Origin of the sequence: Lentzea xinjiangensis (assembly GCF_900110955.1) — a bacterium.
Classification (GTDB): Bacteria; Actinomycetota; Actinomycetes; order Mycobacteriales; family Pseudonocardiaceae; genus Lentzea; species Lentzea xinjiangensis.
On record NZ_FOFR01000021.1, the window covers coordinates 80,398 to 94,555 of the forward strand.

Below are 14,158 nucleotides of genomic sequence, written 5' to 3' on the forward strand. Positions count from 1 at the left end.
TCGGTCGTCCGGGCCACCGGCGCCCGTTCACCGCGCGGAGGTCAGGACGCGGTCCGGCAGGTGTCGGATCCGGCGTCGTTCACGCACACCCGGAAGACCACGAACTTGATGTCCCGCGGCCACTGGATGTAGGTGTTCCACGACGCGTAGCCGCCCTTGCAGCCCGACCTGTTGTAGTTCTTGTTCTTCATCCAGGTGGGCGCCACCGTGTTGGACACGTCCCACACACCCGCCTGGATGTAGACCGGGTGCGCGTCGCACTTGTTGTCCTTGACCGACATCTTCACCGGCTTGATCAACCGCTTGTTGACCACCGTGTACGTCGCGCTCCCACAGGCACCGTTGAAGCACGCGTCCACGCGGGTGGCCTGCGCCTCGACCTCCCCGCCCTCGGCCGCCGACGCCACCCCGAACCCGCCCCCGAGCAACGCCACCACAGCGGCGATGACGGCGAGCAACTTGGCTCCACGCATGAGAATCCTTCCCCTCTCCGAGGCGGTTCGCCCCGCCTCCCCTGTTCTGCCACGACTCAACGTAGGAGCGGCGGAGCGGCGGCGTGACGGTCGTTCAACCCACAATTCCGGGCGGGCTCCGGGAGGGTGGTGCCGAGGGGAACAGCGGGACGCGGTCACGACCACGCGGACGGCGTCACGCCTTCCGGAACGCCTCCGCCACGAGGTCGACGATCATCCGCGGACCGTCGACCTCACGGTAGGCCTCGGCCAGCTTCGCGACGGTGTCCCGGTAGGACGGCGTGGCGAGGATCTGCCGGACGGCGTCGCCCACCTGCTCCGGCTTCGGGTTCCGGGTCCGCAGGTCGACGCCGAGCCCGAGCAGCCCGACCCGTGCGGCGATGGCCGGCTTGTCCTCGGTCTGCCCGGCCACCACGACCGGGACGCCGGCGGCGAGCGCCTGTGCTGGGTCGCCGCGCAGCACAGCACCTGCACGCTGCTGGTGCAGGACTGCGGCTGGAGCTTCGAGGACTACGAGAGCGTGCTGCTCGAGCGCTTCCTGGAGCTGCTCGACCGGTGACGCGCTGCGCGGACGCGTCGGGGGCACCCCGCACCGTGCACGGCGGAGTGCCCTCGACGTCACCCTTCAGCGGTCGCACCGTCGCGGCGAGGCTCAGGCGATCCGCAGATACACCGGGTTGGACCAGCCCTGCCGGCAGGTGTGTCCGCCACCGAGATCGCACCCCTCGACGACGATCCGGTAGTCGCCCCAGGTGTAGGCGGGCAGCTCGACGCGCCCCCGGTTGGCCCAGACACCGGGGGAACCGTTGTGGTACTCGGGCTGGCCGACGTTCCAGCCGTACCGGTCCACCCGCACGAGCCAGCTGTCGTAGTGGAACGGGTCGGTCACACCCCAGTCCAGCCACATGCGCCCGTTCTGGACCCATGCCGCCTGCACGGACCGTTCACCGGTCGACGGCGACCACGTGATCATGCCGCGCTCGTAGCGCTGCACCTTGCCCGCCCCGCCCTCGTACGCGTTCTCCTCCGGCCCGATGGCGCACCCGAGCGGACCCGCGTTGCCGCCGAGCTGGTGGTGGCGTTCACCGATGTAGCCCCCGGTGCCCCAGCACGCCGCGGCGGTCGTGGCCGACGCCGGTGCCGTGACCGCGAAGAGTCCTGCGACCGTGAGCAGCACCGCCCACAGAACTCGCTTTTTCACTGCCTGCATGTTCTTCTCCCCTGCCATTCTCCGAAACCGATCATCGAACCGTTCCGCGCATTCCACGTGAACGGTTCGAACCACTGTCGCCACGCCCGAACGACGTGGTCAACGGCGTGGGAATCGTTGAGAACACATGAGAACCTGGATCCATGGAGCAACCTCGGCTGCCCGGTGATCCGCGGACCTGGCGGGAGTTCCGCGGCGCACTGAGAAAGTTGATGGAGCGTTCGGAGATGACCGCGCTCGCGGTCGAGCGGATGTCCGTGGACGCGGTGGCGCGGGACCGGGGCGCGGACAGCATCTCCGACGCCACGGTGGGCAGGAAGATCGCCGACAAGGAGGACCCGGTCGACGCCCGGTCCGTCCGGACCATCGTCCTCACCTGTGGCCTGGCGGCCCAGCGCCGGGGCGAGTCCTCGGCCGACGCGGACGTCCGGTCGTGGCTGCGGGCCCGCACCCGGCTCGTCGAGTCCGCGCAGCGGCCCGACACAGATCGGGAACCGGCCGAGCCCGCCCAGCGCGCCGAGGACGAGCCGGCGGAGCCTCCCGCGCGCCGGGCGTGGCTCGCCGCGGCGCTGGTCGCCGTGCTGCTCGGCGCGGCGGGCGCCGACGTTCGGCGCGGGGCGCCGGCCGACCCCGTCCCGATTACGGCGACCGACGACCTGACGTCCGGCGGGCCGCCCTGCCCCAACCCGCCCGACAGGACCGCGGGCGACGGCATCACCATGACCGCACCGGCGCCGGGAACGCTGCTGACCGGCGACGGCGTCGAAGCCCGCGGCACGGTCGAGCTGAGGCCGGGCGAACGACCGCCGTGGCTGCTGCTCTACGCCCCCGGGGTGTGCAAGTTCTACGTCCAGCAGCCCGTGACGGTGTCCGGCACCACCTGGTCGGGCACGTTGTACTTCGACCCGGTCCAGCCCGGCCGGTTCGTCGGCTACGTCGTGGTCGTCGACGCCGCCACCGACCGGTGGCTCGCCGAACTCACCAGCAGCGGCAAGTCCCCCTACATCGTGCGGTTGCCGCCGGGAGCCCGCGCGGTGCACGTGACCGTGCGGTGCTGCGGCTGACCCGAGGCACTAGACGACCGGTCTACTTACCGCTATCGTCACCACCATGCCCGCCACCACGCGCAGCACCGACACCCGTCGGAGCATCCTCGACGCCGCCCAGCGGATCATGGCCCACAAGGGCTACTCCGCGGTCGGGCTCACCGAGGTGCTCGCGGAGGCCGGCGTCCCGAAGGGCTCCTTCTACCACTTCTTCGCCTCGAAGGACGCGTTCGGCGAAGCGCTGCTGAAGAGCTACTTCGCGGACTACCTCGCGGACATGGACCGCGTCCTCACGCGGGCCGAACCGGCCGCCGAGCGCCTGATGGCCTACTGGGAGCAGTGGCGGCGGACGCAGAGCGTGGACGAGTGCCAGGGCAGGTGCCTCGCGGTGAAGCTGGGTGCCGAGGTGGCCGACCTCTCGGAGGCGATGAGGCTGGTCCTGAAGACGGGCACCGACGCGATCGTCGGCCGCATCGAGCGGATGATCGCCGCCGGCGTCGAGGACGGCTCGCTGTCGGTCGACAACGACGCCCGGACGACGGCTCAGGCGCTGTACGACATGTGGCTCGGCGCGAGCGTCATGGCCAAGATCCACCGCAGTCTCGCGCCACTGGACGTCACGATGACGGTGACGCGCCAGCTCCTGCACCTGTAGGCCCTCCTGACTGCACACTCCTGACCGGTCTTCTGACCGGCGCTAGTAGACCGGTCCAATGACGAAGGGAACACCATGAAGGTCCTGATCGTGCTCACCTCCCACGACGAGCTGGGCGACACCGGCCGCAAGACCGGGTTCTGGCTGGAGGAGCTGGCGGCGCCGTACTACCGCTTCGAGGACGCGGGCTGGGAGATCGTGCTCGCCTCACCGCGGGGAGGCCGGCCGCCGCTGGACCCCAAGAGCAACGAACCCGGCTCCCAGACCGACGAGACCCGGCGCTTCGAGGCCGACCAGGAGGCCCTCGCGGCGCTGGCGGACACCGTGCGCCTGGACTCGGTCTCGACCGACGGCTTCGACGCGGTCTTCTACCCCGGCGGCCACGGCCCGCTCTGGGACCTGGCCGAGGACGCGAACTCCGCGCGGCTGATCGAGACGACCCTGCGCTCGGGCAAGCCCCTCGCCCTGGTGTGCCACGCCCCCGGCGTCCTGCGCCACGCGGTCGGCGAGGACGGCGCGCCGCTGGTGCGCGGCAAGCAGGTGACCGGGTTCGCCAACTCCGAGGAGGAGGCGGTCCAGCTCACCGACGTCGTCCCGTTCCTGGTCGAGGACGAGCTCAAGAACCTCGGCGGCGTCTACTCCAGGGGAGAGGACTGGAGTCCTTACGTCGTGCGGGACGGTCTGCTGATCACCGGGCAGAACCCGGCCTCCTCGGCCGCGGCGGCCGACGCGCTCATCGAGCTGGCCGGCAGCGTCCGCGCGTAACCGCGTTCGGCTCTTCCGCGGGGAAGACGTCGCTCTACGTCGGCAGGTCGCTGAAGTCCGTCTGCCGCAACCGCCTCCACCACGGCATCGGGTCGCCCGGCGAGGCGGCCCGATCCGGCAGCACCACCGCGGACATCAGCTCGCGCCGGCCGGGCACGCCCACAGCGGCCGTGTCCCGGTGGGTGCCCGCGACCCACATGACCCCGGTGCCGGCGATGTTCGCGACGAGGTCGGGCGAGGGCCTGGGAAACCTCACCAGCGCCCGGCCTCCCGGCAGGTCCGCGATCCCGGCGACGTGGTGCCCGCGCCGCCACGGCAGCAACTCGGTCGGCACCGGCGTCCACTCCTCCGACTCCGCCACCGCCCTGACGAGGTGGCGCTGCCGACGGACGGCCTCCGCCACCTTGAACGGGCTGAGCCCCGGCATCAGCAGCGCCGCCGCGATCAGCCCCGCCGGCGCGAGCGGGGAGACGCTCAGGGCGACCAGGACGCCGATGACCACCACTCCCAGCACCGTCAGCACGCATGACAGGTGCACGAACGACCCCGTGAGCCGGAGCCCGTCCCGGAGCCGCTCGTCGTCACGGGGGCGGCCGGGCTCGCTATCGGCGGGCGGAGCGGGCGAGTACTCCCCCTCGTCGACCTCGGCCGGGTACATCGACGTGGAACCGGCGCCCCTGACGACCGCGCGCCCCCTGGCGTCCGGGCCGCACACGAAGACCTCCCGGCGGCTGCGCACCACGTCCGCCAGGTCGTTGAAGGCGCCCTTCAGCACCAGTCCGCCGAGCAGCAGCCGGTCGGCGTAGTCGTTCTCCGGCCGTTGCGCGACGTCCGCCGGGACGCGCCGCCACGGTTCGTCCAGCAGCCCTCGCCGCAACATCCGCCGCTCCGACCGGTGCACCAGCAACAGCGGCAGTGCCAGCAACACGTGCACACCGAGCACGATCCTCGCGGCCGTGTTTCCCGGCGTGGCCGGCAGGAAGAACGTCGCGACGAAGGTCAGGGCCGTGACGACCGTGATGAGGCGTTGCTCCAGCCCGATCCGCGCCTCCGCGAGCGCGAGTCTGGTGGACCAGTCGTCCTTCGCGGGCACGTCCGTGCGCGGCTCCAAGTACTTCAGCACCAGCCCCCCAGCCATGCCCAGCGGCCACCTCGGGGATCGCGAGTCCCGACGGCCGTTCCGGGGCAAGGATATGTCGGCAGGCCGGGCAACTGCGAGCCGGGTCCACCCGTCCATCGTGGAGTGAACGGACCCGGCTCGCCCCCTGGTCAGCTCGCGGCGTTCATGAGGTCCACCGCGCTGTGCTGGCGGGCGGCGTCACTGCGCTGGAACGGACCCGCCCACGGCTGGTCGTAGGCGTCGGCGCTGGAGCGGTCCCGCGAGTGGGCGGTGTCCGCCTGACGGCGCAGGTAGCCGGTGTACGGGCGGTCGGGCAGCGCCCTGTTCAGCGCGGCCAGGCCCCGGACGTAGGCCCCCTTGAAGGACGGGACGTCTCCCCCGCCGCCGTCGTCGAACAGGATGCCGCCGGGGTTGAGGAAGCTGCTCCCGGTCGAGGCGTCGGCGAGGCTGCGCGCCTTGGTCAGCAGGCTCGCGTCGCCGGTCGCCCGGTGCAGCTCGACGAGAGCGGCCAGCGGAACGCCCTGGTTGTAGCTCCACGGCGTGAAGTTGTTGTTGGCGCAGGTGGACGTGGTCAGGCCGTCGTTGACCAGGTTCGCGCTGTTGATCATCTTGCTGTTGGCGAACCAGGTCCAGCCCGTCCTGGCGCGCTGCAGGTAGGTCGTGTCGCCGGGGATCCTGTTGTGCAGGGCCGCGTTGAGCTGGACGTACAACGAGTTCGTGATGGCGTTCTTGTAGTTCTTGCTCGAACTCCACCACACACCGCCACCGCACACGGAGTCCCAGAACCGGAAGATGTGGTCGGCGCCGATCCGCGCGGTGTTGAGGTACCTGCTGTCCCCGGTCAGGTCGTAGGCGGCCAGCCACGCCAGGCCCCACCAGGCCACGTCGTCGTTGTAGTCGTTGATGAAGTTGCCCTGCCAGGCCCGCACGTTGAGGTCGTAGGTGCGGGCGATGGCGTAGCGGTAGCTGCTCATCCCGGTCACCCGGATGTTGTCGATGACCGCGGTGAGCGCGTTGGCCGAGTTCCACCACCCCGTCGTGTCGAACAAGCCGGTGCCGAGGTTGTAGCGCTCCATCAGCGCCGTCGCCGCGGCCGTCCGGCGTTCACCGGCGTTCCACGTCGTGCGGTACCAACTGGTGCACGCGATCGAGGAGGACCCGGCCGGTCGTCCGCAGGCCCGCAGCAGACCGACCCCGAGGTCGGCCCAGTCGTCGACGTTGAACATCATGGTGCGCCACTCGCCGAAGCCTGCCGGGGCCGCGGTGTTGCCCAGCCTGGACCCGGAGCCCCAGGTGACGCCGGCGTCGAAGGAGCGGTCCAGCCACACCTCGTCCCCCTGCTGGGCGGCGGAGATCACGGCCCATCCCATCGCGTCCGTGTCGTTGAAACGCAGGGAGACCTGCCGTCCTCCGACAGCGACGCTCTGGGCGTGGCGGTTCGACGGCGCGAGCGCGGGATCACGGGCATCGCAGTACTTGTTGCAGATCACCGCCATCGCGACCGGCGGGGCGCTTCCCGTCGACGGTGGTCCCGCGGTCGGCGGAGCACTGGTGCCGGGCCGGTAGGCGGAGCGCCGTGCGCTGAGGGGCAGGGAGGGATCGCGGTCGTCGCAGTAGTAGTCGCAGTCCACGGTGGCGCTCGGTGGCGCCGGAGCGTCGGCAGTGGACTCGGGGGGAACGGCCAGGACGAGCGTGGACACCAGCAGGGGCGCCAGGAACGCAGCTCTCAACATGAGACCTCCCGATGCAGGGCGGGTGGTTCGGCAATGTGTGAGAGCGCTCTCAAGGCCAGGCTAGGGTTCCGGTGTTTCGGCCGTCAATGTTTCTGACCGGTCAGGTTTCCGGTCATGCGTCGAGGCGGGCCTTGCTGCCTAGCGGTTCGCCGGTGTGTAGCGCAGCTGTCCACCGGCGGGCACGAGGTACCCGTTCCAGCGTTGTTCGGGCAGCACGCCGGCCAGTTCGGCGGCGCTGACGTAGTCGACTTCGAACCCGATCAGGCCGAGCCGGAAGTCGACCTGGCGGAACACCTGGCCCGCCACACCGGCCAGCCACGTGTCCAAGGACGCGCGCCAGGACAGCGACCGCGCTCCGCCTTCCGGACCGAACGGGAAGCCACCGATGCGCGGCTCCGCCACGGACAACGCGCCGAGCGGGAGGTACAGGGTCAACCAGTCCTCGGCGTCTTCGAAGCGCGTGGAGAAGCAACCGAACACGACGGAGCCACCGAACGGTGGCCGTGCGACACCGTGCAGGTGGCCGAACTCCTCAAGGGACGCGACGGTGACGGGTACCGCGATCTGGTCGGCCGGTTCCCGGTCCCTGCTGCTGTAGCAGCCGGTGATGGCGACTGCCCGCCACAGCGCCGTGAGCGCACGCTGAAGACGGTCGTCGTCACGATCGCCGACCTCTACCGAGAGTTCGTAGAAGCCGCCGGTCCAGTTCGCCGGTTCGGTGAACGCCATTGGGTCATGCACCGCCGCAGTGTGGCAAAACTGGTCGTCCTCGTCCCGCGGTTTCTCTCGGGGCATGCGCATCTGGCGATCACTGTCCGGCGAGGCGGATCGACCGCGCAGAATCGGTGACCGTGACGGTCACGCTGCCGGTGCCGGAAACGGAGTCCGGAGTCGCGCTGCGGCTGCGGCCGTGACGAGTCGACGACAGCGGCACGTGCGTGCCCGTCTGGGAGTGGACGGCCGGAATCGACGCTGTGGCTACGATCCCGGCATGCCCAGGACGCGGCTCGACCTCGACCGGATCCGCGCCGCTCGCCGCACGATCGATCCCGTCTACCTGGACACGCCGATGTACCGGTGCGATGCGCTGGGACGCCGGCTGGGCTGCACCGTGAGCATCAAGCTGGAAACGGCGAACCCGGTGCGCAGCTTCAAGGCGCGGGGTACCGAGCTCGTGGCCGGCCTGCTGGCCGAGCAGGGCCGCACCGCCGTGGTGTGCGCCAGCGCCGGCAACCTCGGCCAGGCGCTCGCCTGGTCGGGTCGCCGCCGCGGCCTCGGCGTGACGGTCGTGGCCTCGGTGCGCGCCCCCGCCGTCAAGCTCGATCGGATCCGGGCGCTGGGCGCGGAGCTGGACCTGGTGGACGGCGACTTCGAGATGGCCCGCGAGCGCGCTGCGCGCATCGCGCGTGAGCGCGGCATCCGGTTGCTGGAGGACAGTCTCGACATCGAGACCTGTGAGGGTGCCGCGACGATCGGTCTTGAGCTGGCGGGCGGGGAGTCCCCGTTCGACGCTGTCCTGATCGCGTTGGGTGGTGGTGCGCTGGCCACCGGTGTGGGGCACGTCCTGAAGACCTTGGTGCCGGAGACCGAGGTGATCTGCGTGCAACCCGCGGGCGCACCGGCGTTGACCCGCTCGTGGCACGAGCGCCGCGTCATCACCACCGAGTCGGCCGGCACCATCGCCGACGGCGTCGCCGGACGGTTCCCCATCCCCGAGGTCTTGGACGACCTGCTCGTTGTGGCGGACGACGCGGTCCTCGTCCGCGAGTCGTCGATCATCGACGGCATGAGGCTGCTCCTGGAGCACACGGGGCTGGTCGTCGAGCCCTCGGCAGCTCTCGGCGTCGCCGCTGTCCTGGAGGACCGCGACCGTTTCAGCGGCCGTCACGTCGTCACCGTGATCTGCGGCAGCAACGTCGACCTGGACGCTCACCGCCGCTGGGTCCACCCGTGACGGCACCCCCGCCAAGGCGCCGGACAGCCAGCCCGCCGCCCGAACGTCCTCTTCTGCCGATGAGAGGACGCAAGCCTCCTGGTTGCGACCGCGCGGTCCGGCCACGGACTGAGAGCCCGTTGTCTATACCTTGCTCGCCACCACCATGTAGTTCTCGGCCCCTAGGTTGAACGTGCTCATTTCCGTCTGGAGTCCGACCCGGTGCAAATCGACTTCGAGTTCTTCGTATCGGTAGGGCCAGCTCGACAGCAGTTCCGAGCGGGCAAGAACCGATCCAGCCGTATCCACTTGCGCGACCGCAATCTCGATGTGGTGCTCGTCCTCCCAATTCGGCGCAATGTCCCAGCGGTAGACCACGACGGCATCGCGACCGTTCCGGTGGACGAGTCGGTCACTGATGTCCAGACGGGAACCTCTGGCCCTCACGAGTTCCCACGTGCGGGAGGTGAGTACCAAGCGCCCGCCACGGCGCAGAAGCCGTGACATCGACTCCAGAGCAGCAACTCTGCCTCGCGCGCCCTCGGCATGGTGCAGCGAGTTGCCAACGCAGAACACCATGTCGAAGGTGCCGTCATCGAAATGGTCGGGCAACTCTTGCCAGTCCGCCCGCACTGTCCGGACAGATGCCCTGAACTGCTCGGACAACTCCGCAGTCCGACGAACCATCGCTTCGCTGGCGTCAGTTGCGACAACGTGCATGCCAAGACCGGCGAGGCCAACTGCCAACTGTCCGGTCCCGCACGAACAATCGAGGACGTGAGCGTCCGACGGCACGAGATCGAGGACGTCATCGAACGACGAAGCGAACTCGGCCGGAGTCAGCTTTGCATCTGAGATGAGCCACTCGTACACCTCGGCAAGCGCGTTATAGCCACTCACAACTACTACCTCCGTCACGCGGCAGACTCACGGTGGCCATCAGTACATCAGCGGGGCAAGTCGGTCACCAATGGTTTTCGCAAGGGCAACACGGCCGCGCATGCCGCAGAGCGTGTTGCTTAAGAGGCCTTAACGCAATGACTGGTGGCGTTGCAGGCGTCGCCAGCAGATGATCGAGCAGGCGAGGCTGAGGAAGGCCTCGTGGATGTCGTCGCGGTCTCCCACCGGATGCGCAAGCGGCGGAACCAATGCAGCAACGCCAGGGTTTGCTCGACAGCCCATCGGTGCACGCCCAGCCGGAGCCATGCTCGACGCCGCGGCGGGCGATGAGCGGCCGGATGCCCTTGGCACGGACCTGCTTGCGGTACTTGTCGTGGTCGTAGGCGCGGTCGGCGTAGACCTGGGCAGGTCTACGCTGAAGCTACTGACCTGCAGTAGAAGACACGAAATCTTGGTTCGCGCAACGGGGAAGACCGCGCGGGTTACCTCCACCGACGAGATTGCGCGCAAGTTCCACTGCCGAGGGTGAGTCGCCGCAGGTCATGACGCTGACAGTGGGGGAACTTGGCCCGGACAGGCCATGCAATGACGCGTCGCGCAACAGGATGCATGTCTGAATTCTTGTCCGCTGCGTTGATTCCCGATCGACCGTTGGGCTTCGCTCCACGCATCTTCGCCGACAGGCAGTTGTCGTCATGTTCGCGGAACTTCCGCACCTGCCGCCGACCGTGCTGGACGGCTGCGCGCCCATACGAGAAGCGGATGTCTTCCGAGTTCCTCTCCGCTGACCGGTGGCACGTGAGCAGAACCTGCTTGGGCCGAAGGTGTACCGCTCCGCGCCCGAACGCGGACCGATGCCGAGAGCGGAAGCACGGCGAATCAGCCGCCGATGACCGCCGCGAGGGCGGCGCCCGCGGTGGCGGTGCGACCTGTCGTGTGCTGGTAGCGGCGCACGATGTCGCGGTGGCGCGATCGTCGCCCGAGTCGCCGCTCGGCACGCAGGAGCGGGTTGCGGTGCGGTGGCGGGAAAGCGGCGGCCAGTTCGCCGATGAGCGCCGGGAGGTCGACGTCCGCGAGTGCCCACGCGACACCGGGGTCCAGGGCGAGCAAGGCGAGGGCGAGGTGTTCCTGCCGGTGCTCGCGTTCGCGGCGAGCGAGCGCCAGGCGCAGTGATGCCTCGTACGCCGCTTGGGCGTCCAGGCCCAACGGCGGGTTCAGCCGTGCGCACCGCTGTCTGGCCGCGGCCGCACCGAGCGGCAGCAGTGGTTCGCGCGCCGGCGCGCGGTCCAGCAACGCGATGCCTGCTCGCCGGGCCAACGCGTCGAGCTCGACACCCAGCACGGCCAGCGCCTCCCGATCCGCTGCCGCGCCCGCCCCGCTGGGCTCGGCGGCACGAGCCGCTCGTTCGACCACTGCTGTCGTCACGCCGTGCCTGCCGAGGATGGCGGCGACGGTGCCGTTGTCCAGGGTGAGAGCGAGGAGCAGGTGTTCGGCGCCGGTGCGCGGATGTCCGAGAGCGCGAGCAGACATCAGCGCCTCACGCACCACCCGCCCCAGTTCAGGGTGCTCGCCCTGGAACATCAGACCTCCACGTGACGGTGGTGCTTGCGGTGCACGGTCTGCTTGGTGACGCCGAGCCGCAGCGCGATGTCCCGCCAGGACCAGCCCGCACGCCGCGCGGACGCCACCTGTTCGGCCTCCAAGCGCTCCACCAGCTGACGGAGGCGGGCCACGGCGCGCAGCCCGGCGTCCGGATCGGGGTTGCCGACGGCCTGCTCCAGATCTGCTGCCAGCGACACGCCGTCAGCATATGCTGACGCCTGTTACGTCGTCAACACATGCTGACGGAACGCGCCACGCCGGGTTGTCCCGAAATCGACGATGGCCTGGCAGACCACTCTGCCCGGCGCACCGCCTCGGTCATGAGACGGGCTGCTGACCCGGCCCCTGCTGCTTCTGGATCAGCGTGAAGGCCTCGTCCACCGACTGGCACACCGGCAGCACCTGGCTCAGGGCGCTGGCCATCATGGGACGCACCGCCGCGACCTGGTTGGCCACGATCGCGAATCCCACACCCTCACGCTGTGCCCGGCCGTACAGCTCCAGCAGCATCGACAACGCCGACGAGCCCATGAAGTCCACGGCCAGCTCCACCACCAGGCCGGCTGGATCCTTGCCCACGTGGTCGAACAGGGCCGTTCCGACCGCATCGACGCTGACCATGTCGAGCTCGCCGCTGATCACAGCGACGAGCACGCCGTCGTGGTCGGTCGTCTGCATGCTGGCCGTCGACGCCGTCTCGCTCGAAGTCACTGAACACCTCACCAAGAAATCCGGACCTGTTCCTCTGAGCGATGTTACGAAGCGCGACGCCCCGCGGCATGATCACCGCGTTGCCGGCGTTTCGCCACTGCGCGTTCTCGACGTGCGGCAAGGGCCGTGAGCTGCGGACATGGTTCATCACCGCGTGTGGCACGACACACAGGTGTCCGGCAAGTTCGGCCGAACGCCTGAGCCCTGCCACGATCGTTCTCTTTCGGGTGGTCACGGCGTCGCGATGAAGATTCGCGCCCTCACCGGTTATTCCCGTGCGGTGATGCGGAACCCGTTTCCCGTCGTGACGACCGGCAGTGCTCCTGGCGGAGGACCGCACCTGAGCGGATGCCGTCGCGACTTCGGACGAGGCTATCCACAGAGGACGGTTGCTGTGCCGGAACATCGTGATTTCAAGCCTTCTGGAGCCGTCGCGGCCGGGTGGCGCACCCCGGCGCGGAAGCGCTGGTCCCTCGCCGTGGTGCTGTCCCTGCTCGTGACGGGCTGCACCGCCGGACCGTTCGGACTCACGTCCAGCGGCACGTCCGGCGTGGTGACGGCCCAGGTCGCCGCGCCATCCGAGAAGACCACCGTGCTGGACGCCGAGCCCGGCGCGGGGTCGGCGATCGCCGTGAGCTCCGCCCTGTTCCGCAGCTCCCCCGTCGTGGTGGTGGCCGCGGAGTCCGATCGCGAGGCCCTGGCCGGCGCGGGAGCGCTCGCGGAGCGGCTCGGGGTACCGGTGCTCCAGCTTCCCGCCTCGACCTTGGCGGAGCCGGGCACCGCGGCCGTGCGCGACGAGGTGGGACGGCTGTCACCGCAGGTGGTGCTCACCGTCGGCGCCGACGCGCGCCGTGAGGTCGAAGCGTGGGCTGGCAAGGCGAAGGTGGTCGGGATCGACGCGCCGGAGGGCGGTGCCACGACGACCGAACTGCCCGCCGGGCTGCCGGCCGTCGAGCCCGCCGGTCCCGTGGACGTGACGGTGCTGTCGGACAAGGGCCGTGACGACGCCGCCGCGGTCGCCACGGCGCGGGCGGCGGGGGCGCGGATCGTCTCGCTGCGGGGCGTCGACCCGAGGAGCGACGCGGCCGCGACCGACGCACTGCGCTCGCAGCCGTCGGCGGCGCTGCTGGCGCTGGGCAAGGACTTCGGCCCGCCGGACCGGCTGCGCAAGCGGGTCGACGCGGTGGGCCGGGGTGGTTCGCTGCCCGGCGGCGGGCAGGTGCTCTTCCCCGGCAGGATGCTGGTCTGCCTCTACGGCCACCCGGACGGGCCCGCGCTCGGCGCGCTCGGTGAGCAGGACCTCGAAGGAAGCATCGCCCGCGTCAAGGGGCTGGCCGCCGAGTACGACCCGCTCAGCGACGTTCCCGTCGTGCCGACCCTGGAGATCATCGCCACCGTCGCGCAGAGCTCCCCCGGCCCGGACGGCGACTACTCGAGCGAGACCGACGTCGAGTCGTTGCGCCCGTGGGTGGAGAGGGCCGGGCAGGAGGGCGTCTACGTGATCCTGGACCTGCAACCGGGCCGGGCTCGTCTGCTGGACCAGGCGAAGCGCTACGCGCCGCTGCTGGAGCTGTCCCACGTCGGCCTGGCCGTCGACCCGGAGTGGAAGCTCGGGCCCGGCCAGGTGCCGCTGCAGCAGATCGGCGGTGTCGACGCCGCGGAGATCAACGAGGTCTCGGCGTGGCTCGCCGACCTGACCGCCGCGAAGCAACTGCCGCAGAAGCTGCTCGTGGCACACCAGTTCCAGCTCTCGATGATCCGCGACGAGCAGGCGCTCGACACCACCCGCGACGAGGTGCAACTGCTGATCCACATGGACGGCCAGGGCACAACCGGCCAGAAGGTGTCCACCTGGGAGTCCGTGGTCGGAGCTCGGCCGGGCAACCTCCCGATGGGTTGGAAGAACTTCTACGACGAGGACAAGCCGATGCTCACCCCGCAGCAGACCATGTCCTACGAACCGAAACCGTCGATGGTCTCCTACCAGTGACGCTGCCTGCGGCACGGCGG

At 70.0% G+C, this 14,158-nt stretch carries 15 protein-coding genes; 5 read left to right on the plus strand and 10 right to left on the minus strand.

What is annotated here, in order from left to right; translation table 11 throughout:
• Positions 1-41: 41 nt before the first annotated feature.
• The 3 genes from BMW88_RS32975 to BMW88_RS32985 form a co-directional block, all read right to left on the minus strand.
• On the minus strand, positions 42-473 hold the full coding sequence (locus tag BMW88_RS32975) for a hypothetical protein (RefSeq protein ID WP_089958588.1): 432 nt from the start codon (positions 471-473) through the stop codon (positions 42-44).
• Between the two features lie 175 nt (positions 474-648).
• On the minus strand, positions 649-1,059 hold the full coding sequence (locus BMW88_RS32980; protein ID WP_143116384.1) for a glycosyltransferase: 411 nt from the start codon (positions 1,057-1,059) through the stop codon (positions 649-651).
• 66 nt (positions 1,060-1,125) lie between these two features.
• A complete protein-coding gene (locus tag BMW88_RS32985) occupies positions 1,126-1,674 on the minus strand; it encodes an LGFP repeat-containing protein (RefSeq protein WP_177221535.1) in 549 nt (182 codons plus the stop codon).
• A gap of 236 nt (positions 1,675-1,910) precedes the next feature.
• Here BMW88_RS32985 and BMW88_RS32990 point away from each other — a divergent pair, with 236 nt between their 5' ends.
• The 3 genes from BMW88_RS32990 (at position 1,911) to BMW88_RS33000 (ending at position 4,149) form a co-directional block, all read left to right on the plus strand.
• The gene (locus tag BMW88_RS32990) at positions 1,911-2,747 is read left to right on the plus strand and encodes a hypothetical protein (RefSeq protein WP_143116385.1); all 837 of its coding nucleotides are present in this window, start codon (positions 1,911-1,913) and stop codon (positions 2,745-2,747) included.
• Positions 2,748-2,793: 46 nt separating this feature from the next.
• Complete coding sequence (locus BMW88_RS32995) at positions 2,794-3,384, plus strand: TetR/AcrR family transcriptional regulator (protein ID WP_089958598.1); 591 nt, start codon at positions 2,794-2,796, stop codon at positions 3,382-3,384.
• A gap of 75 nt (positions 3,385-3,459) precedes the next feature.
• A complete protein-coding gene (locus BMW88_RS33000) occupies positions 3,460-4,149 on the plus strand; it encodes a type 1 glutamine amidotransferase domain-containing protein (RefSeq protein WP_089958601.1) in 690 nt (229 codons plus the stop codon).
• Between the two features lie 34 nt (positions 4,150-4,183).
• On the opposite strand, the gene BMW88_RS33005 is transcribed toward BMW88_RS33000, so the two are convergent.
• The 3 genes from BMW88_RS33005 to BMW88_RS33015 all read right to left on the minus strand — a co-directional run bounded on the left by BMW88_RS33005 (position 4,184) and on the right by BMW88_RS33015 (position 7,743).
• Positions 4,184-5,287 carry a hypothetical protein gene (locus BMW88_RS33005; protein ID WP_143116386.1) on the minus strand — a complete coding sequence of 368 codons (1,104 nt, stop codon included), beginning with the start codon at positions 5,285-5,287 and terminating at the stop codon, positions 4,184-4,186.
• A gap of 131 nt (positions 5,288-5,418) precedes the next feature.
• Complete coding sequence (locus tag BMW88_RS33010; protein WP_245778219.1) at positions 5,419-7,002, minus strand: glycoside hydrolase family 76 protein; 1,584 nt, start codon at positions 7,000-7,002, stop codon at positions 5,419-5,421.
• 138 nt (positions 7,003-7,140) lie between these two features.
• Positions 7,141-7,743, minus strand: coding sequence for a hypothetical protein (locus tag BMW88_RS33015; protein WP_218148292.1), 603 nt, complete (start codon positions 7,741-7,743; stop codon positions 7,141-7,143).
• A 250-nt stretch (positions 7,744-7,993) separates the two neighbouring features.
• On the opposite strand from BMW88_RS33015, the gene BMW88_RS33020 reads away from it, so the two are divergent.
• A complete protein-coding gene (locus BMW88_RS33020) occupies positions 7,994-8,956 on the plus strand; it encodes a threonine ammonia-lyase (RefSeq protein ID WP_089958608.1) in 963 nt (320 codons plus the stop codon).
• A gap of 123 nt (positions 8,957-9,079) precedes the next feature.
• On the opposite strand, the gene BMW88_RS33025 is transcribed toward BMW88_RS33020, so the two are convergent.
• The 4 genes from BMW88_RS33025 to BMW88_RS33045 form a co-directional block, all read right to left on the minus strand.
• A complete protein-coding gene (locus BMW88_RS33025; protein ID WP_089958611.1) occupies positions 9,080-9,835 on the minus strand; it encodes a class I SAM-dependent methyltransferase in 756 nt (251 codons plus the stop codon).
• Between the two features lie 879 nt (positions 9,836-10,714).
• Positions 10,715-11,416, minus strand: a complete 702-nt coding sequence (locus BMW88_RS33035) for a Clp protease N-terminal domain-containing protein (RefSeq protein ID WP_089958617.1) — start codon at positions 11,414-11,416, stop codon at positions 10,715-10,717.
• Entirely contained in the window at positions 11,416-11,628 is a 213-nt protein-coding gene (locus BMW88_RS33040) for an RNA polymerase subunit sigma-70 (protein ID WP_089958750.1), read from the minus strand. The genes BMW88_RS33035 and BMW88_RS33040 overlap by 1 nt, the downstream gene beginning before the upstream one ends.
• Before the next feature lie 127 nt (positions 11,629-11,755).
• Positions 11,756-12,148, minus strand: coding sequence for an STAS domain-containing protein (locus tag BMW88_RS33045; RefSeq protein WP_089958619.1), 393 nt, complete (start codon positions 12,146-12,148; stop codon positions 11,756-11,758).
• A gap of 394 nt (positions 12,149-12,542) precedes the next feature.
• On the opposite strand from BMW88_RS33045, the gene BMW88_RS33050 reads away from it, so the two are divergent.
• Positions 12,543-14,138, plus strand: a complete 1,596-nt coding sequence (locus BMW88_RS33050) for a hypothetical protein (protein WP_218148294.1) — start codon at positions 12,543-12,545, stop codon at positions 14,136-14,138.
• Positions 14,139-14,158 lie beyond the last annotated feature (20 nt).